18 protein-coding genes and 1 pseudogene are annotated in these 20,203 nt (G+C 60.4%); 10 read left to right on the forward strand and 9 right to left on the reverse strand.

The genetic code is table 11. The features are described 5' to 3' along the window. Positions 1-264: 264 nt before the first annotated feature. The 3 genes and pseudogenes from X742_RS1000000175595 to X742_RS1000000174770 all read right to left on the reverse strand — a co-directional run bounded on the left by X742_RS1000000175595 (position 265) and on the right by X742_RS1000000174770 (position 4,109). Complete coding sequence (locus X742_RS1000000175595; protein WP_348524171.1) at positions 265-2,832, reverse strand: DEAD/DEAH box helicase; 2,568 nt, start codon at positions 2,830-2,832, stop codon at positions 265-267. 147 nt (positions 2,833-2,979) lie between these two features. Next, positions 2,980-3,315, reverse strand: a pseudogene (locus X742_RS1000000175600) (DEAD/DEAH box helicase); the annotation flags it as partial. A 530-nt stretch (positions 3,316-3,845) separates the two neighbouring features. Then, complete coding sequence (locus X742_RS1000000174770; RefSeq protein WP_023771428.1) at positions 3,846-4,109, reverse strand: hypothetical protein; 264 nt, start codon at positions 4,107-4,109, stop codon at positions 3,846-3,848. Between the two features lie 225 nt (positions 4,110-4,334). Here X742_RS1000000174770 and X742_RS159650 point away from each other — a divergent pair, with 225 nt between their 5' ends. From X742_RS159650 to X742_RS159640, 4 genes are all read left to right on the forward strand, one after another. Continuing rightward, positions 4,335-5,069 (forward strand): Crp/Fnr family transcriptional regulator, encoded by a 735-nt coding sequence (locus X742_RS159650; RefSeq protein WP_023771429.1) that lies wholly within the window; start codon positions 4,335-4,337, stop codon positions 5,067-5,069. 19 nt (positions 5,070-5,088) lie between these two features. Continuing rightward, a complete protein-coding gene (locus X742_RS159645) occupies positions 5,089-5,325 on the forward strand; it encodes a hypothetical protein (protein WP_023771430.1) in 237 nt (78 codons plus the stop codon). 377 nt (positions 5,326-5,702) lie between these two features. Further along, positions 5,703-6,296 (forward strand): sigma factor-like helix-turn-helix DNA-binding protein, encoded by a 594-nt coding sequence (locus X742_RS0136480; protein ID WP_023771431.1) that lies wholly within the window; start codon positions 5,703-5,705, stop codon positions 6,294-6,296. 165 nt (positions 6,297-6,461) lie between these two features. Beyond that, positions 6,462-6,638, forward strand: coding sequence for a hypothetical protein (locus tag X742_RS159640; protein ID WP_156939363.1), 177 nt, complete (start codon positions 6,462-6,464; stop codon positions 6,636-6,638). 420 nt (positions 6,639-7,058) lie between these two features. On the opposite strand, the gene X742_RS159630 is transcribed toward X742_RS159640, so the two are convergent. The 3 genes from X742_RS159630 to X742_RS159620 all read right to left on the reverse strand — a co-directional run bounded on the left by X742_RS159630 (position 7,059) and on the right by X742_RS159620 (position 9,143). Then, positions 7,059-7,451, reverse strand: a complete 393-nt coding sequence (locus X742_RS159630) for a response regulator (protein WP_023771434.1) — start codon at positions 7,449-7,451, stop codon at positions 7,059-7,061. A gap of 310 nt (positions 7,452-7,761) precedes the next feature. Then, entirely contained in the window at positions 7,762-8,283 is a 522-nt protein-coding gene (locus tag X742_RS159625) for a DUF1003 domain-containing protein (protein WP_023771435.1), read from the reverse strand. Positions 8,284-8,324: 41 nt separating this feature from the next. Next, the gene (locus X742_RS159620; protein WP_245275515.1) at positions 8,325-9,143 is read right to left on the reverse strand and encodes an alpha/beta hydrolase; all 819 of its coding nucleotides are present in this window, start codon (positions 9,141-9,143) and stop codon (positions 8,325-8,327) included. A 12-nt stretch (positions 9,144-9,155) separates the two neighbouring features. Here X742_RS159620 and X742_RS1000000175610 point away from each other — a divergent pair, with 12 nt between their 5' ends. After that, positions 9,156-9,323 (forward strand): hypothetical protein, encoded by a 168-nt coding sequence (locus X742_RS1000000175610; RefSeq protein ID WP_245275516.1) that lies wholly within the window; start codon positions 9,156-9,158, stop codon positions 9,321-9,323. Between the two features lie 136 nt (positions 9,324-9,459). On the opposite strand, the gene X742_RS159615 is transcribed toward X742_RS1000000175610, so the two are convergent. Next, positions 9,460-10,386, reverse strand: coding sequence for an NAD(P)/FAD-dependent oxidoreductase (locus X742_RS159615; RefSeq protein ID WP_023771437.1), 927 nt, complete (start codon positions 10,384-10,386; stop codon positions 9,460-9,462). A gap of 333 nt (positions 10,387-10,719) precedes the next feature. Between X742_RS159615 and xth the strand changes: the two genes are divergently transcribed. After that, a complete protein-coding gene (xth, locus tag X742_RS159610; protein WP_031247779.1) occupies positions 10,720-11,505 on the forward strand; it encodes an exodeoxyribonuclease III in 786 nt (261 codons plus the stop codon). 16 nt (positions 11,506-11,521) lie between these two features. Here xth and X742_RS159605 read toward each other — a convergent pair whose 3' ends face one another. Then, on the reverse strand, positions 11,522-11,806 hold the full coding sequence (locus tag X742_RS159605; RefSeq protein ID WP_023771439.1) for a hypothetical protein: 285 nt from the start codon (positions 11,804-11,806) through the stop codon (positions 11,522-11,524). Between the two features lie 103 nt (positions 11,807-11,909). After that, complete coding sequence (locus tag X742_RS159600) at positions 11,910-12,152, reverse strand: hypothetical protein (protein ID WP_023771440.1); 243 nt, start codon at positions 12,150-12,152, stop codon at positions 11,910-11,912. A 423-nt stretch (positions 12,153-12,575) separates the two neighbouring features. Here X742_RS159600 and X742_RS159595 point away from each other — a divergent pair, with 423 nt between their 5' ends. From X742_RS159595 to nadE, 4 genes are all read left to right on the forward strand, one after another. Beyond that, positions 12,576-15,728: a GAF domain-containing protein gene (locus X742_RS159595; protein ID WP_023771441.1), complete on the forward strand. Its 3,153-nt coding sequence runs from the start codon at positions 12,576-12,578 to the stop codon at positions 15,726-15,728. 246 nt (positions 15,729-15,974) lie between these two features. Next, the gene (locus tag X742_RS0136485; protein WP_023771442.1) at positions 15,975-16,118 is read left to right on the forward strand and encodes a hypothetical protein; all 144 of its coding nucleotides are present in this window, start codon (positions 15,975-15,977) and stop codon (positions 16,116-16,118) included. Positions 16,119-16,490: 372 nt separating this feature from the next. Beyond that, the gene (locus X742_RS159590) at positions 16,491-19,220 is read left to right on the forward strand and encodes an AMP-binding protein (RefSeq protein WP_023771443.1); all 2,730 of its coding nucleotides are present in this window, start codon (positions 16,491-16,493) and stop codon (positions 19,218-19,220) included. Beyond that, the gene (gene nadE / locus X742_RS159585) at positions 19,217-20,200 is read left to right on the forward strand and encodes an NAD(+) synthase (protein WP_023771444.1); all 984 of its coding nucleotides are present in this window, start codon (positions 19,217-19,219) and stop codon (positions 20,198-20,200) included. Before X742_RS159590 ends, nadE begins: the two co-directional genes overlap by 4 nt. Positions 20,201-20,203: the final 3 nt, after the last annotated feature.

The raw sequence follows: 20,203 nt of genomic DNA on the forward strand, positions 1-20,203 counted from the left end.
GGCACGGTGTTAGCGGACTTTCATTCGCCTCGTCACGCGTTTCAGGCGGAACTTTGGTTCGGGCAGCAAGTTCGGACGCCATCGGAGACAACAGGCTCGCGGTAGATGGGCGCCCAGATCAATCACTTCGTCAAGGATATCCTCGTTGAGGTCGCTGAAATGCTTCCGGCGGTGACTCAGAGGGAAAGAACGCCGGCTGACGAACTGCCCATCGAAGCGCCGAACTTTCCCCACGATCTGGAACCGGTGATCCGAGCGAACCCATCATGGGCGGCGCCGGGCCAACCGGCCCGCACGCAAGGCAGCGAGCACCGAGCGAACGGCATCGATATCTGAGCCGCGAGACTGGATCGAGGGCCTGAAAATAAGCCGACCGTTGCGGAACTCGAAGCCCTGTGCGTTTTTAAAGCGCCATTTTGATGCCACCGGTTTCTTGCGGAAGGTGATCGCGATCCCTTCTGGTCCCACATCGACTTTGCTGATGTCCAGGTCCGCCGCGGCTATGCGCAACCTGGTCAGTTCCAGTAAATCCGCCACTTCGCCGGGCATGTCTCCAAAGCGGTCCTCAAGCTCTTCGCCGAATGCATCGAGGTCCGTCTCGGCAGCCATACGAGACAGCCTCGCATAGAGGCTGACGCGCACCGTCGGCTCGTTGACGTAACTATCGGGAAAGGCCCCGTTTCCGGCGCCGTTAATGTCGGCAAGCTGCTTGTCGGTATCGGCTCCTCCCGCAGCCAGCGAAACCGCCCGCTGCAGAAAATGTTGGTAAAGGCCTGCTCCGATCAGCTTCATGTGCCCGGCTTGATCTTCGCCGAAAAGGTCTCCTGCCCCGCGCAGGTCGAGGTCCCTTTGGCTGATCGCAAGGCCGGAGCCAAGCCGATCGAGCGCAATCACGGTCGACAGTCGGGCTCTTGTGCCTTCGGCCAGTTCGACGCCAGGTTCGGTCAGAAGAAGGGCAATAGCCTGCACCGCTCCCCTTCCCACCCGGCCGCGAAGCTGGTGCAGCTGTGCCAGACCGAACCTGTCCGCTCGCCAGATCAGTATGGTGTTGGCCCGCGGCACGTCGAGGCCGCTCTCGATGATGTCAGTGCTCAACAGGACGTCGCCGTCACCGTCAGCGAACCCGACCATGATCTCGTCCAGTTGTCTCCCTTTCATTTCGCCATGAGCCGTCTTGACCGCGAGTTCCGGCACCATTCTGTTTAGCTGCAGGCGAACCGGGTCGATGTCTTCAATGCGCGGAACCACCAGGAAGCTCTGTCCGCCCCGGCGAAATTCGCGCAAAAGGGCGGCTCTTGCCGAAGCTGGATCGAAGGACGCCAGAATGGTACGAACGGGACGTCTTTTGGCCGGCGGAGAGTTGAGTACGCTGACCTCCTGGATGCCCGACATTGCCGATTGCAGCGTCCGCGGTATCGGCGTGGCGCTCATGGTCAGCGTATGAAGACGGGGCGCCATGTTTCGCAACGCCTGCTTCAGCTTGACACCGAACCGGTGCTCCTCGTCGATCACCAGCAGTCCGAGATTGGCGAAGCTGACGCTCTTGGCCGCCAGGGCCTGGGTACCCACAATCACCGCGACCTGACCACTCCGCAGCCGCTCCTTCACCGCTCTCGCCTCCGCCGCTCCGACCATTCTCGAGAGGTGGGCGACCTCGAGGCCGGTTCCCGCGAATCTTCGGCTGAACGTCTCATAGTGTTGGCGTGCCAACACCGTCGTCGGCGCTATCACCGCCACCTGCTTCCCGCAGAGGGCCGCGGCGGCGCAGGCCCGCAGGGCCACCTCTGTCTTGCCGAAGCCGACGTCGCCGCAGACAAGGCGATTCATTGTTCTCCCCGACGACAGGTCGTCAAGCACGTCGCGGATGGCGGCAGCCTGGTCGGGCGTCTCCGTATAGGGAAACCGCGCCGCGAACCGGGCAAGGTCGGCGCGAGAGGGTTTTATGATGGCGGCAGGCTGGCTGGACCTGGCATTGGCAAGGTCCCTCAAGCGTTTGGCCAGCCTGTCGATATCGCGCAGCGCAGCCTTGCGTCGGTTGAGCCACCCATCGCTGTTCAAGCGATCGAGCGGCACCGCACCGGGTTCCGAGCCGTAGCGCCATATCCGCCCAAACTCATCGACCGGAACCAGCAAGGAAGCTCCGTCCCGATATTCCAGCCTGACGACATCCTGCTGCTGACCGGCCAACTCGACCTGTTCGACCGCCACCAGCATGGACAGGCCATGGTCCTCATGGACGACGACGTCGCCAATGCGCAACTCGGGTTCGAGTATGCTGGTGGCCGCACCGCCATTTGCTTTCAAGGCGTGGCCAAACAGGTCGGCCGCGGCCACCACCGCGATGCCTGATTGCTCGTCGACAAAGCCTTCGTCGAGAACGATCTCGACCCTGAGAAGAGAGCCCCTTGGGGCCGAACGGATCCGCGGCCAGTCAGCCACCTCCCTCATTCGCCGACCAAGCTTCCGATCGAGCAGACGATCGGCTCGCCGCAGTGCGGAGGCCTCGCCCGCGAATGCCACGGTGAGACCCGACCTTGTCTGCCTTTCCACAAATTCGGCGAACTGATGCCCGGATCGCGCGCGCTGGAAGAATTTGGGAACTCGCGCGGCAGAAACGGCGAGACTCGTTCCGTGGCGATTACGGACTGCGAAGTCCCATTCTTGACGCGATAGGTAAAACTGTTCCGGCAAGGGTTTGGCGGCCGCGGCAACCTCCTGCCTCGCACCACGAGCATCTTCGATCAGGTCCAGGAAGCGGTCGAGCGGCGCGCCTTCGAGACCTTCCGCGATGGAGACACAGGCGCTGGATGCCACATCGAAGACCGACGGCATGCTGCCGTACAACGCGACGAGCCGTTCTTCCATCGACGTCGCGCGCATGGCTGCCAACTCGGGATGATCCCCAGTTGCGAAAATCAGCTCGGATGCCGGCCCAACCGTGACCGACTCTCGCGACTGTTCGCTAAGCTGGCTGATGGGGTCATAGATCTTGAGTTCCCGGATGCAGCTATCTGGACCGATGACGACGCGAACCGGATGATCGGCGCCAGCGGGGAATATGTCCATGAGGTCGCCCCGAAAAGCTATCTCGCCCGGTTCGTCGACTCTTTCGTCGACACCGTATCCAATCGACTCGGCTCTCGTTCGGAAACCATCCGGGTCGAACCTTTGTCCGAGTTCCAGAGTTGTGAAACCGCCAGCAATGACTGGCGCAGGAGGCACCCGCTGGAGAGTGGTCTCGATCGACACAACCACGATGCGCGGACGTTTGGGCTCGCTTGCGATCTCACGCAGAGCGCTAAGCCTCCGCCCCATATTGGCGCGTGTCGGCCATACCCTGTCGTAAGGCAGGCAATCCCAGGACGGCAGCAAGATGACGTCCACGTTCGGCAGAAACCGACGCAAAGCCGCAGCGGTCTCTTCGGCACCGCGTTCCGAGGCGGCTATATGGACAATATGCTTGTTTGGACCGCTCTCCAGCGAGTCGGCCAGCGCCGCCGCGATTGCGGCGGAAGGCAAGACTTCTCTCGCGAGGTCCCCGTCATTCGACGAGTGATCGACTTCTTCGATGATTTCCGTCCGCGAAATGGGTCTGTTCACTGAGGTCTCACCTTGCCACCGTCGGAGAACGTCAGTGGGACCACCCCGTTCCTGAGGCGCGGATTAAAGTGTTGCGGGCAGTGGCAGCGCGTGCGGTCTTGCGTTCCTATGGAGCAACGCACCAACGATGCGGCTCTCGATGAGCCGCTTCTGTTGGCAGCGGTGCCGCCGCGGACGATGGCCGTTTACCCGGCCATGCTCCAGATCTCCCCTATGGCTTGAACGAACTCGTAATAGCGCGGGCGCTACGTGTCAGCCTTGCCGACCAGCGGGCTAGAATGGCCGCCTTGCTCGGAGACCTGGCTGGAACCTGTATGGAAGTCAGAGACGCCGCTGCCGTCCGGGCTCACATAAGAAGTACCGTGGGTGTGTGGCTTCAGGAGCTTCGCTTCCCGGACCAAGGACGGCCAATTGAGCCCTAGGAGCGCTACCAGTTCGCGGGCGTCTTTTTCGCTGATGCTGGTCTCCTTGATCAGGCGATCAATGAAAGCTGCCTTAGGCTCATCCATAGCGAACTCCCCGAAGAGTCCGAGGTAACCGCGAATGCCTGCCCTACGTTCCGGCGGAGCGGCGTTAGGTATGAAAACGTACAAAGCCGTGGGTGCGTTTGCTCCATAGACCGCGGTTTTGATCGCGTCTTTGGCAAACCAGGCCTGCTTACTCGGATTTCACCGCCATCCGGAACTTTTAGCTGGGATAAAAGTTCGGTGGGCAAAATCAGCTAGGTAGCCATTTTGTCCCCCTCTTCATCCTCGGATATACTTATCCGCAAGCTTCAGACCATCTCGGACATTCGAGAAGCTGAAATCGCGGTTTTGAAAAGCATACCCATTCAGGAGAAAGATTTTTCGGCCAACCACGACCTGGTGCGTGAGGGTGACCATCCTGTTTACTCGTTTGTCGTCCTGGATGGTTTGATCGGCTCCACCAAATACACAAGCGAAGGAAAGCGACAGATCACGTCTTTCTTCGTGGGCGGAGACATCCCCGATCTGCACGGGCTGCATCTGTCGGTCATGGACTGTAATTTCTCGACCCTGACGCCGGCCCGAGTGGGCTTCATGCGACACGACGTTCTACGCAGCATTTGTGACCAGCACCCTCGCATCGCCACCGCTTTCTGGCGGTCGACGCTGATCGACGCCGCGATGTACAGGGAGTGGGTCACCAACGTTGGAAGACGTGAGGCTTACACCCGCATGGCTCACATTTTGTGCGAACTCATATTTCGCTTGCGGGCGGTGGGACGCATTCAGGATCACATTGCTGATATTCCCATAACCCAAGCCGCACTTGGCGATGCATTGGGTTTGTCGACGGTCCACGTCAACCGAATGCTTCAGGAACTACGACGTGAAGGCCTAATCGCCACCACGGGGTCGAGAATGCATGCAATCGACTGGCCCGGCCTCACTCACGCAGGGGATTTCGACACGACTTACCTGCATCAAAAGAACCCGGCAGATTAGTGGTGACGGAAGCTCTCCCATGGCACGATTTTTCTTTGACACCGGCGATCGCGATTTGGTCTTGCAGGATGAGATAGGTGTCGAATGCGCTGGCCTAGAAGAGGTGCGCCGAGTCGGATTCGAAGGCCTCATTGACCTCACGAGAGACGCACTGAAAGGCGTTGACGGGCAGAAATTGTTTGTCGAGGTGCGTGATGAAAATGGGGACAAAGTTCTGCGGCTGAGCCTCTCGCTTCAGATCAAATTGATGAGATGAATCCGGCCGATTTTCGCGCCAGTACTGGATCAGCCCCACCCAACCAGCTTCAACATGCCCATCGGACGGCATTGAGCCAGAAGACGTATCTCGAAAGCCCCGGGCCATAGGATCACTCGGTGCTCGGTCATGGAGTAGATCAATCGGTGCAAGTGGCGGGCGCTTTAATCTATGTAAGTGCGCCTAGTCGGCGACCGGATTAATTGGGTCTGTGCGTGCCGGGGACAATGCATCCTTGCTTGCACGCAGGACCCTGCAGACGACGGGTCCGAGTGTCAGCCTGGAGCAAAACATGACAATTGTCGCTTCTTGGACCCTTCGCCCCACCAGATCAGACCGACACGAAAGAGGTCCCATGTCCCTGGAGGATCGGTGTGATGGCTGAACACCGTCGCAAGCTCACCGCGTCCGATCCGGCGCTTGCGGAGCAGACACAGCCCATTACCTACCCAGGAGGCTCGTCCTTACCAAGTTCTGGCGAACAGACGAACCTAGTCGACCTTGTTCCCGCATTGCGGGCATTCGCACGTTCGCTTTGCGGCAGCATCGACGAAGCTGACAATCTTGTCCGAGAAACACTGGTCAAAGGCATTGCAGATCTCGATGGTCTTGACGGAAGCCGGGTAAAGCCCTGGATCTTCGCCACCATGCGCAGGGCTTCCTTGGCCAGGCTTGAAGGCGCAGCCCCCCAGCCTCGAGGACCGGCGAGTTGCTTGTCGGAGCCTTTTGCCACCGACACACAGGAACAGATGGAAACCGGCCCAAGGATAGCGCGTGCCATTGACCTCCTGGCGGATCCGGAGCGGCAGGCCATCGTTCTGGTTTGCATGCTCGGACTATCCTACGAAGACGCCGCCGACATCTGCGATTGCGACACAGCCACCATCAAGGGTCGGATACAGAATGCAAGGACAAGAATGGCTGTCCTGTCGGGTGTCCCGACGGAAGCCACGCCTGAAAAATCGAATTGATGGTGAGCGCGGCAGTGTTCAAAGCAAAAATTCGCGATGCCTGTCAGGCAGCCACGCATCGCTTGCCCTAAAGTAGCCCAAGCTCAACCGCAGGTTTGTTATGCATGACAGGGAACCATGAGGGGATCCGCCGAGTTCGACCTCGGACAAGCTCGGGTTCCCAACATGGAAGAAATCGGCAAGGCGCAACAGAAGGCCATAGCCCGTCTCATTCGTCAGTGGATTGCATCGGACGCCAGCCGTCGCCAGCTTCGCCAGTTGCTGGACCTACCGACTGACACGGACGTGCCACGCCAGCATCGGTCGTTGCTCGACGAACTCGACCGAAAGCTCGACGAATAAGTGCATGCTTGCTTGGGACAAATCCCACAGGTATCCGATAGCGGCGAAGTTTATTCCCCGAAAGGCCATGAAACCGCAGCTTCTCAGAAACCTCCCAACACGGAAGATCAGTCGTCATCTTCCCAGCGGCTGCCGGGATAACTGTTCAAGCTCGTTCTCGTCCGTGATCCCGGCCTGGTAGTAAGCAAGAATGCGCGAGGCGCGCCGTTCTCTCTCGGCTTCAGTCTCGTTCTTGAGATTGCTGCGTGCAAGGACACGGCTCAATATGGCAAGTTCCGATGGGGTATAGGCATCCCTATGCATTTTATCCCGCCCATGCGCTGCAAGAAACCTACAATAAGGATTCCCCGGCACGCCCTAACGCCGGTCGGGACTGAATGTTCCATGGGTTTTCGTGGAGGGAGAAAAAGCTCATCAGCGCTAGATGTGAGTTTCTGGGGCTTGCTGTGCGTTTAAAAGCTGCGAAACGGCGGTTATGATTTGCGGCAGAAAGAAGGGCTTGGTGATGATGATGCTGTTGGGCACTCCTTCCGCTCCCCAGTGTACCGCGCTGTCGCCGCTCATATAGACAACTGGGATGGTCGAGTTGGACCTACGCAAATGCCGGGCGATCTCCCACCCGGATTGTCCCGGCCCCAAACGGATGTCGGTGAGCACGGCCTTGAACCTGGTGGGATCGCGGTCGAAGGCGGCCAGCGCCTCGGCAGCATTTCGAACGCCGACGACCTGGGAGCCAGCCTCCTCCAAAGCTGACTCGAGGTCGAGCAGTATCATCGTCTCGTCTTCGACGATCAGAACAACGCCATCGCTCATCCGGGATATCCCCAAGTCGCCACCGCCACTACGATCTCGGCGTCAACTTGGTTCCATATGACACGCATCGGCCTGTTGTCGGCTGAGTCCCGCCGCGACCTCGCGGCGGAGTCATGAGAAGCCCGCCTCGGAAAGCCGAGACGGGCTGAAGCTGCTTCGACAGCCTCGAAGGCCAAGACAGGGGAGGATTGTAGGCCCGCGACCGAACCTTGAAGTGCAGCGAATGTTCCTCCGGATGTAGGCTCTTATTGGATTAGCCTCTGCGGCAGCCCGCCTCCAATGCGGTCATTTTCGTTTTTGCTCAAGGTTTCTACTGATCTCCAGACGCTTGCTGGATTTCCGTCATCACCTGCCGGGGATCGACATTCTCGGCCAGTTGCGGCAACTCCTCATCGGCCGGTGTCGAGACATTGAGGCGTGCCGTCAAAGCAGCCACCATTTCGATGAGCCGCGTGGTTTCGTGTTCGTTGAGAAGGCTGATCTGCAGATCCAGCTCCGCTCTGCGCTCGCTGTGTTCGGCCATTCTGTTTTGGTTGATCAGTACGAAAGTGGACAGGAAGATCGCCTCGACAGAGGCCACCATGGCCAGGATCACAAAAGTTGGGTCCCAAGCCGGGACGGCCGGTATCAGGCCAAGGTTCGCAAGGATCCAGGCGACCAGAATTGCGAGATGCAAATAGACAAAGGGCATGCTTCCCGCGAAGCGCGAAACGGCGCCGGCAATTCGCACCTGAACGCCTTGGTGCTCCTCCTGTTGTCGCCTGTGGTCGACGAGAGCCTGTATGTTCTCCTGAAGGACCGACTGCATGTCGGCGGGATGCTGATCGTTCATACTTGAAAGCCCGGTTTGGCGGCCAATGTTACGAGCGTTGCTCATCGCCCGCCTGGGACGTCCGGCGAGGCTGCACCGCCTGAACTAGCCGGCTCATAGCCGCTGGTCTCTTTAGACGAGGAGTGCCGTCCTGCAATCGCGTCCACCATGGCGATCACCGCCTCAGGGGCGCTCTGATGAACCATATGGCCGGCGCCCTCAACGACATCGAGGAGGGACCCACCGACCTCCGCATGCAGGCGTCGTGCCTCCCCCTCGGCGTCGAACAGCCGGTCTCCAGAACCTGCCAGGATCCCGGTCGGGACGGCAATGTCCGTGTAGCTGGCCTTCGTCAGCAGGGCCGCCGTCAGCATCGATGCGGATTCCAAACACACCGCCCGCAGTTGGGAAGGGCGGCTGGCGACATCTTTTGCGAGAACGGCGAAGTCGACAGCGACATCCGCTGGGTGGAAGATCTTCTGCATCGTCCAAGGCCAGGCAAGCCTCACAAGCAACGGCAGCAAGGTGTGGCGAAAAGCGGTGCCGACGACTGGCAGAGCCGGGAGGGCGGCCAGCGCAAGATCAAGCCGCGGCGGCGGATAGTAATAGCCGGAGACCAGCACGACGCCGGCAACCCAAGGAGAATGCCTGCGCGCCAATTCGAGGGCTACCCAAGCGCCCCACGAATGTCCAAGCACGATGTAGTTCTCGATACCCAGCCTGCCGGCGGCGGCATGTATGAGATCGGCTTGGTCGCGGGCAGACCACCGCCGGCCGCGCGACCGCGTGCTTCGCCCGAAGCCCGGCCGATCAAATGCGAGTACCCGGTAGGTTTTTGCCGCCTGATCGAAGATGCCGCTCGACTTGAAATCCTGCGCCATGGATCCGTTTCCATGCAGCAGAATGAGCGGCATGCCGGTGCCGGCTTCGATAAAATGCAGGCGAAGACCGTCAACCTCCATGACATGGCCGTGCGCCCGGCCAGCAAGCGCACGTTTGGCGCGGGCGTGATTGTACCCGGCAAGTGCCGACAATGCGGCGACGAACAGCACGGTCGATAGCTTCGGTCCATCCCTGTCGAACGCCATGCCAATGCCTGCCAGCAACTGTCCTGCCCGGTGCCCTCCGTGCCAAACCTTCGGAGTGGCGGCTTGTTCCGCTGGACAACGACGTTGCTTTGTAGCCGGCTCAAACAGCCTAGGCGGTAAGCTCTCTATGGGCATGGGATGCGGCGATGGCAGCTTGTCCAAACGCGACCGCTATCTGATTTAGCGCTTTCACAACGTCACCGATGGCGTACATGCCGTCGACGGAAGTCTGCTGGTGCTCATCGACCGTGATGTAGCCCTCCGCGCAACATCTCGCGCCGACGGCCAGGGCGAGTTGCGAGCTCACCTTGCATCCCAGGGCCGCGTAGACTGCATCGAAGCGGCAGGTCGCTCCATCTTGCAAAATCGCCGCACAACCGTCAGCAGCCGGGCTGAGCCTGTCGAGAGTGTGACGGATGGCTATCCCTCTTTCGCCGGCCGCGCGACGCGTGCTGGTTGGAAAGTCCGATGCGTGGGTGCCCAGCATCGTTACATGCGGTGTGAATCGACTGAGGAAAATGGCCTCGTGCAAGGCTCTGTCACCCTGCCCCACGACCGCTATCTTCCGGTCGATCACCTCATACCCGTCGCACACCGGACAAAGCCGAACGACACCTGCCGCAATCGCCTCCGCCAAGCGAGGCAATTCGGGTGTCGTGTCGACAATCCCGGTCGACAGGAAGACCTTACGCGCGCGGATTGCGCCGATCGAGGTCTCAGCATCAAAGCCTCCCTCGCCAGCGGCCAGCGAAAACACCTGCCCCCGTATCAAGGTTGCTCCGTACAAGCTCGCGTGACGTCGAAGCCGATCGAGAAGGTCAGGGCCACTTATCCCTTCGGGAAAGCCCGGACAGTTATGGCTTTTCGGGATCAGAGCGGCACGGGGATGGCCGGCATCGACCACCAGCACGCGATGGCGAAAGCGGGCGAGATACTGGGCCGCTGTCAGCCCCGCTGGCCCGCCACCGACGATCAGCACATCTTCGGCGTCGGCGAGCGGGTGGCCGGCATGGCTTTCATCGAAGGTTTGCTCCATCAGCGGCGAACTATCTGGTTCGTTCGATGTTCCAGCACGACACGCCGAGGGACCGCATTAGCCCGCCGGCATCAGCCGCAACCAGAGAGCTTCGATCTCGTTGTCACACCGCTTCCTACTCGGGGTCGAAACCTTCTTGCCGCTTCGCGGTTAATCCTAACGGACAAGGTGAGCACCTGCGAAACACAACCGAAGACTCATCCTCGAACGACGTCGGGCGGCTGGCAGGCGATAAATGATATGAGTGAAGAGCTGAGGCAGCCGACAAAAGGCACTGCCGAACTCGCTCAAACGGGGAGCGCCATTTTATGAATAGATGCCTCAAGGCTTCAGATGATCCGGGTCGCTACCTTTAACGTAAACGGCGTCAACGGTCGATTGCCGGTTCTGCTCAAATGGCTAGGTGAGACGCACTACGACATCGTTTGTCTCCAGGAATTGAAGACATCGGACGAAAAGTTTCCTGCCGATGCCATCAGCAACGCCGGCTACGGGGCGATATGGCACGGACAGAAGTCGTACAACGGCGTAGCCATTCTCGCTCGAGGCAAGCAGCCGCACGAGCGTCGGCGCGGGTTGCCCGGTGACGCCGATGACACGCATAGCCGTTACATCGAGGCGGAGATCGACGGTCTCGTTGTTGGTTGCCTATACCTGCCCAACGGCAACCCGGCGCCTGGTCCGAAGTTCGACTATAAGCTCCGCTGGTTCGAGCGGCTGATCGACTACGGACGGCTCCTGATCAAGGACGCGCCCGCCAGCCTGCTTTGCGGCGACTACAACGTGGTGCCGGCGCCGATCGACGCCGCGGTTCCGGCACGATGGCTGGGCGACGCCGTCTACTTCCCGGAGAGCCGACAGGCTTACGCCGACCTGCTTGCCGATGGCTGGACCGACGCCGTCAGGCTGATCCGTCCCGAGAGAGGCGTCTATACCTACTGGAATTTTTCCTACCGGGGCGGTTACGACCGCAGCTCCGGCCTCCGAATGGACCATCTTCTCGTGAGCCCCTCGCTCACGGACAGGCTGGGCGGCGCGGGCGTGGATGAGTCGGTACGAGGATGGGACAAGCCAAGCGATCACGCGCCGGCCTGGATCGAACTCGACTGGCCCCGGTGAACTGAGAATTCGGGCTTCAGCCGGACCGCATGACGCCAGGTTCGTCCGCCTCTTTTAATCGCTGCGAATCCTCGGGGGCGGCGACCAGATCCTGGAATCCAAGTGTGACGACGAGATAACCCGCCTCGTCGTAGACTTTCGTCACCCAACTGGTCGGGTCCGCGCCATCGATAATTCCGTCAAGCATGGCCTCCTTGGCTGCGCGCTTCGCCTCTTTGATAGCCTCATCCCGATCAGCCATGTCGGCGAAGATTGCAGGCTGGGACATGCCCTCGATAAACTCGAAACGAAATTTCGGCATCGATCCCTCCTGTCGGTGGTGATAACGGATCGGCCATTGCTGGCAGGGTGACGGTCAACGCCACCGTTTCGAAAAGGATGCACCGATTGTGCGCCTGCACCGGTCAGGCAGCGTTGCTGGCTTCCTTTTGCCAGTCGTCCTGCCAACGCGCGCGCACGGCAATCATCAGCATGGCCGATTCCGTGATCCCGGTCTGGAAAAGCCTGATCAGCTCTCTCGCGATGGAGTGAGCCGCCGCGGTGTCCGGCAAAATGGCAAACTCCTGGCACATCGCGTCGAAGACCGCGCGAAGCGTGTCCAGGTCATTCGGGTAGAGGGTATCCGTGCGAATGGGTCGGTCAAGCATCAAGCGTCTCCAAACGAGCGAGAGTGCGATGGTCTCCCAAGCAGCGGAGCGTTACATGCCCGCTGACCTCTCGCTTATGCGGCACAGCGCACGACGTGTCGCTAACCTACGATGGACCGAGGCAAGTTCGCGCACAAAGATCCAATTGCGTATAGCGACGCGGCTAGCGCTACGCGTCCATGGTCCGCCGGAGCGCCCAACGGAACCCGCACGACCGTCGAACCGCGGCACTGTAGAGGTTTCTAAAGCTAAACACGACCAAGGAACATCGTGGATGTTTCTCGCCGTTCAAGCCGCGTCTCATCGTGTATCACCCAAGGTGTTCGCGCGAACCGCCGACCTGCCCGTCAAAGAAGCGTCCTGCCCGCAATGGAACTCTTGGCCGTCAATCGCATTATCCAGTCCGGGCAAAACGGGGGCGATATGGGGGTCACTGCAGGCGATCGTCAATCTGAACTGCAACGCTTCGAGCTGTTGGCGGCGCTGGGCGACCGGATTCGCGAGATTACTGATCCTGCCGAATTGGCCCACGCAGCCGCGGAACTGGTAGGGAGACATTTCGATGTCAGCCGAGCCGGATACGGCACGATCGATCTTGAGAAAGAAACCATCACGATCGAGAGGGACTGGAACGCGCCAGGCATCAAAAGCCTGGCTGGGACCCTGAATTTCAGGAACTACGGCTCGTATATCGAGGACTTGAAGCGGGGCGACACCGTTGTCTTCGAAAATGCCGAGACAGACCCGCGAACAAGGGATCATGCAGAGGCTCTCAAAGCCATCAGCGCCCAATCCGTCATCAACATGCCGGTTACCGAGCATGGCGGTTTGGTGGCGCTGCTGTACCTGAACCACTCCGCGCCCAGACGCTGGGCCAAGGAGGAGGTGGCGCTTATTTCGGAAGTGGCGGATCGGACGCGTACCGCCATAGAGCGGCTTCGCGCTGAGCGAGCGCTGCGTGAGAACGCCGAACGCCTGGCTTTTCTCGACCGTCTTGGAAGGGAGATTGCGCTCGCGGCCGACGCCGACGCCGTCATGGCGATCACCACTCGTCTGTTGGGCGAACATCTTGGCGTCTCGATTTGCGCCTACGCCGACATGGAGCAGGACCAGGACCATTTCACCATCCGTGGCGACTGGAGCGCACCCGGCTCGCCCAGCATCAGAGGGTATTACAGTCTTGCCGATTTTGGCCGCCTGGCAGTCACCAATCTCAGCGCCAATCGGCCGCTCATCATCAACAACAACCTCGAGGAAATTGCGCCCGAGGAGGCAAAGACCTTTCAGAACATCGGCATAACGGCAACCATCTGCATGCCCTTGGTAAAACAGGGCCGTCTGACCGCCCTGATGGCCATTCACGACAAGCAGCCCCGCGTCTGGTCACAGCGCGAACTGTCCTTGCTGACGGAGGTGACGGAGCGGTCCTGGGCTCACATCGAGCGCGTTCGCTCGGAACAGGCGGCCCGGGCCAGTGAGGAGCGCCTCCGGCTTGCCACGGACGCAGCCGCTATCGGGACCTGGGACTACGATCCCGTCACCAAGGCTCTGCGGTGGGATGACCGGTGCAAAGCCCTTTTCGGCCTCCCGCCAGATGCGGAGGTAACATATGAAAGCGCGTTCCTGGCGGGTATTCATCCAGAAGATCGGGCCCGCGCCGACGAGGCCGTACGCCAGGCGCTCGCGCCGGGCACGACTTCCCGCTACGACATCGAATATCGGACGGTCGGCTTGCACGACGGCAAGGAACGCTGGATTGCGGCAGCGGGCGAGTCGCTTTTCCAGTCAGGGCGCGCGGTCCGCTTCATCGGTACCGTCATGGATATCACCGCGCGAAAGCGGGTGGAGCATCAGCTTCAGATGATGAACGTCACCGCTGCCGCGGTAGCGGCCGAGCTCGACGTGGAGCGGATTGTTCAAACGGTAACTGATGCCGGCGTAGCGCTGTCGGGCGCACAATTCGGAGCTTTCTTCTACAATGTGATCGACGACAAGGGCGACAGCTACATGCTCTACGCCCTGTCGGGCGCACCTCGCTCCGCGTTCGAAAATTTTCCAATGCCTCGCAACACGGCGGTGTTCGACCCCACTTTCCGCGGGACAAGCGTGATTCGCTCCGACGACATCCTCGCCGACCCGCTCTACGGCAAGAACTGGCCCCGCAAGGGAATGCCGGAGGGCCATCTGCCAGTACGTTCCTATCTTGCGGTACCGGTTGTCTCGCGTTCGGGCGAGGTGCTGGGCGGCCTCTTCTTTGGTCATGCAGAGATCGGCGTCTTCGCCGAACAGCAAGAGAAGGCCTTGCTGGGGCTTGCGGGGCATGCCGCGACGGCAATCGACAATTCTCGACTATTCAAGGCGCTGCAGACGCTCAATGGCACCCTTGAACAACGTGTCATGGACGAAGTCGCCGAACGCACCAGAGCAGAAGAGCACCTGCGGCAGGCCCAGAAGATGGAAGCTGTCGGACAGCTTACCGGCGGCATCGCGCACGACTTCAACAATATGCTGGCTGTCATCATCGGCGGCCTGAACCTTGTGCAGCGCAAGCTCAGAAACGGCGATACCAACGTCCACCAGTTCGTGACCGGCGCGATCGATGGAGCCCAACGTGCTGCGGAACTTACCAAGCGGCTGCTTGCCTTCTCCCGCCAGCAACCCCTGGCGCCCAAGCGCCTGAATCCCAATCGCCTCGTCTCGGATATGAGTGAATTGCTGAGCCGGACGCTTGGGGAGCCCATCCAAATCGAGACCGTGCTCGCCGCGGGACTATGGCATGTGGAAGTCGACGCAGGGCAGCTGGAAAGCGCGTTGCTCAACCTTTGCGTCAACGCGCGGGATGCCATGCCCGCTGGCGGAAGGCTGACCATCGAGACATCCAATGCCCATGTCGACGACCGGTATGCGAGAGAAAACGCAATACCCTCCGGCCAGTATGTGATGATAGCTGTCACGGACACCGGAACCGGAATGACTGCCGACGTATTGGCCAGAGCCTTCGATCCGTTCTTCACCACAAAGGGGGTTGGCAAAGGCACCGGGCTGGGGCTCAGCCAGGTTTATGGATTTGTTCGCCAGTCCGGCGGCAGCGTCAAGATCTATTCCGAGCAAGGTATCGGAACCACTTTGAAAATCTACCTGCCGCGCTCGCACGGCGACGTGGTCGACAGCCAGGCCGAGTCCGTCGCGGGCGAGCACCCCGGCAGTGAGGACGAGATCATCATGGTTGTCGAGGATGAAGATCGCGTCCGGCTGATGGCTGCGGAGGCGCTGCGGGAACTGGGCTATTCCGTGTTGGAAATGCAAGGGCCGCGAGACGCGCTGGCGGCCGTCGCAAGCGGGCAAGTGCCGTCGCTTCTGTTCACTGACGTGGTCATGCCGGAGATGTCAGGGCGGGAACTGGTCGATCATGTCAAGAGCATGCACCCGTTGCTAAAAGTGCTCTACACCACCGGCTACACGCGAAACGCGATTGTTCACAACGGCACGCTTGATTTTGGAACGGAGCTTTTGACCAAGCCCTACACGATTGACGAATTGGCGGAAAAGATCCGTAAAGTGCTGGATCGCAAGTGAACGCTCACGGCCCGAGGCACACCTATCCCTCTCCGCTTCAGTTGCTTTACGGAACGCCGCGCTTGGCGGAATTGGCGCATTCGCCAAGACAACTGCCGTACCGCGGACGCTATCGGGGCTTCATGCACCCATCAGTGAAACCTTTTCCCCACTCGCAGCTTGTTCGCGACACCGGAGGAATCGATCGTGTCAAGGCGAGATGGAGAGATGGGGGATCAACCGACCAAGAGGCGTCGTACACGTCCCTTGAAAGGCGAGGACGCGGAGGTCCGGCATGTCGTCGAAACGCACGACCTGTCGCCCGCTCAGGCAAGAGAGCTGGTACGTCGCCACGGCAACGATTGGCGCAAGATCGATGAGGCGGCGAAGTCATACAAGGACAGCGCCTGACGGGAGCCTCCAAGTCTCCCGGGAAGACGCTAGATCCTGAAAAGCCTATTTACAGCACGGCTGGTCTCGCCTGACAGGCTTGTTCGCGAGAGGCCGCGATTTCCAAGTGAAAACAAGAAAGCCCGCTGCCTCGGGGAGTGCAGCGGGCTATCGGCTAGGAGTTGAGGGGACATCTCCACGCTGGGGAAACAACAGTTCAACAGCGGATTGGTTCCAACCATGCTCTCTGTTCATTCGCTTCGCAATACGCGCCCGTGGCAAGGGAAGCCGACGCCTAATCTCTTTCCGTGCCCTGTTCATCATCAGAATGATCGATGAATTCCCCCTCTCGCAAGCTCATAACCGGGTATCAACCGCAAACTCAGGCAAGCCATGCTCCCGGCGTATTTGAATGCACCAGCAGCGGATCAGGACCATCATCAGGATTCTCGGCCCTCCCGCAGATGGATAGACGTCCCGGCCTCCGCCCTGGATCAAGGTGGCCCGGCGCTGCGCCTTCATCAAAAGTTGGGTCCGACATTTGCGGATGTCGGGATTGCCGATCAGCTGAAGAAAGTCGCGGCCCAATATTCCGAAAAAGCCGCCGTGCATGACGGCGTGAACCAACTGTCGTACTTCGAGCTTGCAACTGCCGTCGAAGTCCTGTCCCGCCGGATCGCTGCCGTCGTTCCCGAAGGGCAGCCGATCGGAATTTATCAACCAAACACCGTCTGGTACATCGTTGCTGTCCTGGCGAGCATGGCGGCGGGAAGGATTTCGGTCCCGCTCAACGCCCGGGACCCAATCGCCCGTGTCAACGAGATCGTGGGCGTCGCGCGGCTCCGCGCCATTCTTGGCGTTGGAAACCGGCATGCGGGTTTACCCGAGGACATCCGGTGGATCGATGTGACTGTCAGCCCCGCGTCGACGGAGCGGCTGTCGTCAACGCAATTGCCTGCCGTATCCGTCGACGCACCGGCGATGGTTCTTTACACGTCTGGCAGCACCGGATCTCCGAAGGGCATAGTCAACAGCCAGCGCAGCCTGCTCTGGCGGGTGCATCAATATGCCGATGCGTGTCACATCAATTCCGACGATGTCTTCCTCCCCTTGACAGGGCCCGCCACCATAGCCGGATGTCGAGAAATCCTGACTTCGGTCCTGTGCGGCGCCACTTTGCATATGGTCGACGTGGAAGCGATCGGTCTGCGTGCGGTTCGCGAGCGAATGCAGCAGGTTGGCGCGACGCTTACTTACCTCGTGCCCGCGCTGCTTCGCGCCCTCATGGCCAATGCTCCCGCCGATGCGTTCGGATCGCTCAGGGTGGTCCGCGTCGGCGGCGAGAAAGTGCTTTGGACCGACATTGCCCTTTTGCGAAAGGCGATTCCTGCTCATTGCCTCGTACAGATCGGCTACTCGTCAACCGAGACGACCGGGTCACAATGGTTTCTGCCTCGCGTTCAACCAAAGCACCAAACGTCCGTGCCGGTCGGCCGGCTCTTGCCAGGAATAGCGTTTGCGATCGTCAACGAGGACGGTGACAGCGTACCGCGGGGTGGAAGCGGGGAACTCGTCATCAAGAGCCCCTACGTCTTGCTCGGCCACTGGGAAAACGGCACCGTCATTCCTGCCGAGGCGGATCCCGATGATCCACGTCAACGGATATTCGCTACCGGCGATCTCGTCCAATTGGACAATCGGGGCCTGCTGAGGATCGTCGGCCGCAAGGGGCGGCAGATAAAGATCAACGGTCGGCGCATCGAGCCGGCCGAAGTCGAAAGGATCCTGCGCTCCGCCTCGTCGGTCGAGGATGCGGTGACGATCGTGACCGAGGCCAACGAACTGGTCGCTTTCGCGATCCCCAGGAATTCCGCCGGTCCGGCCTTCGCCGACGACCTTCGCCAGCTGCTTGCAAAGACGCTACCGCCGCCACTGCGCCCGCTTCGGCTCCACAGGGTAGAGGATATTCCGCGCCTGGCGGGCGGAAAAATAGATGTGGCGAAACTCGGGAAAATGGATCTTCTGGCCAAGAAGCCTACCCAAGTTGCCGATCCACCGATTTCAGGCAGCGATCTCAAAGCCCATCAAGCAGTACAGAATGCCTGGACCAGGGTCCTCAACACGCGGGCAGCCGTCGGGCGATGGGATGAAGCGGGAGGGGACTCGCTGAAGCTGCTCCACTGCGTCATGGAGATCGAGAACGAAATCGGCCAGGAACTGGATCTTGAGGCATTTACCGTCGGGATGAGCGCCGAGGCGATGGTCAACGCGGTCGCGTCCGCACAAGGCGGCAATGCGCCCGGCCATGTGCTGGAGCATGATCGGCCTTTTCTCTTTCTGTTTCCGGGCTCCGTGGGCTATGGGCCTAGTCTTGCAGCCTTCGCCTCAGCCATGGGCAAAGTCGCGACGGTCCGGCCGATAAGATATCCCAGCCTCGCGACCATTCTCAGCGGCCAGAACGATCTTGCCGCCATGGTGGACGCCGCGCTTGAACAGATCAGCCGCATCCAGCCGTCGGGGCATGTAAGGCTTCTCGGCCACTCGCTCGGCGGAGCCGTCGCGTTCGAAGTTGCCGTGCGCCTGCTGAAGGAGGGAAGGTCCGTGAAGTTTGTCGGTATCCTCGACACCAGCCTGGCTGGCGAGCGGAGCCGGCCCTGGGAGACAATCACCCGCACCTTGCGTCGGGTCCGGTCCAACCGCATGTCACCCTATCGAATGGCTTGCCGTGTTTTGGCGAAGCTCACGGTCAAGGTCGGCCAGGAAGCTCGTCTTGCCCACGCCATCGACCACTTTTCCCGGGGACAATTCAATGCAACCAGCTTTCGCATCAAGCTGGAGTTGCAGGAAGTCTTGCGTGCGCAGGCCTTCTTCCGTTGGTTGGAGCAGCCAAGAACGGTGCTCCCGATCACCGGAACGCTGTTCCGTTGCGCGCGACCGGGAATGCCTCTTGCCATCGGGTGGGATCGGGTGTTCGCGGACCTGCAGGTCATCCCGATTGCTGGCAACCACATTGATCTGGTCGTCGAGCCTCACATCGGCGTCAATCGTCCGCTGATCGAGGAGGCGGTCGCTCGCACTTATTCGCCGGCCGAGTCTTCGACCATGAAAGGCAGCTTCGCGTGACTTCGCGGTTCGGCAAGGATGTTCTGGCACTGGATGCGGCCGCGGAGGTCGACCGCATCGTAGCATCCGTGCGCGAGCAGGTATTGGTCACGCTTCGCCGGCGCGGAGTGGTGGTCGGGCTCTCAGGCGGCATCGACAGTTCGGTGGTCGCATCCTTGTGCGTGGCTGCCTTCGGCAAGGACAAAGTGTTCGGGATCTTCATGCCGGAACGTGACTCGTCCGGGGACTCGCTGAGGCTGGGGCGCGTTATCGCCGGTCAGCTGGGCATCGACACCATCGCCGAGGACATTGCGCCGGCGCTCGACGCCATCGGTGCCTACAGCCGGCAGATGGAGGCCATTCGCACCGTTGTTCCGGACTACGGCGAAGGGTGGAAATGCAAGCTGGTGCTGACCTCGGTGCTGGAGAGCAAAGGCCTCAATATCACCCGTCTCACCGTTCAGGATCCCGAGGGGAAGATCGATACCGTGCGCCTGTCAGGAGCGGCCTATCTGCAGATAGTGGCCGCGACCAATTACAAGCAGCGCATTCGCAAGATGACTGAGTACTATCACGCGGACCGTCTCGGCTATGCGGTGGCGGGCACGCCTAACCGGCTCGAATATGATCAGGGGTTTTTCGTCAAGCAAGGCGACGGAATCGCTGACCTGATGCCCATCGTCCATCTCTACAAGACGCAGGTCTATCAACTGGCGGAATATCTCGGTGTGGACGGGGAGATCCGGCGCAGGCCGCCGACGACCGACACCTTCTCCATGGCGCAGAGCCAGGAGGAGTTCTATTTCGCCCTGCCCTATCATCAGACGGACCTATGCCTCTACGGCGTGAACCATGGCATCTGCGCCGATGATGTCGCGGATGTTGCCGGGCTGTCACCAGATGAGGTCCAGAAGGTCTTCAAGGATATCGAAGCCAAGCGTCGAGCGGCACGCTATCTGCACGCCCTGCCTTTGCCTTCGGTGCCAATGACGGTGGACTGACGG

This window comes from Mesorhizobium sp. LNHC229A00 (assembly GCF_000502415.1).
Lineage (GTDB): Bacteria > Pseudomonadota > Alphaproteobacteria > Rhizobiales > Rhizobiaceae > Mesorhizobium.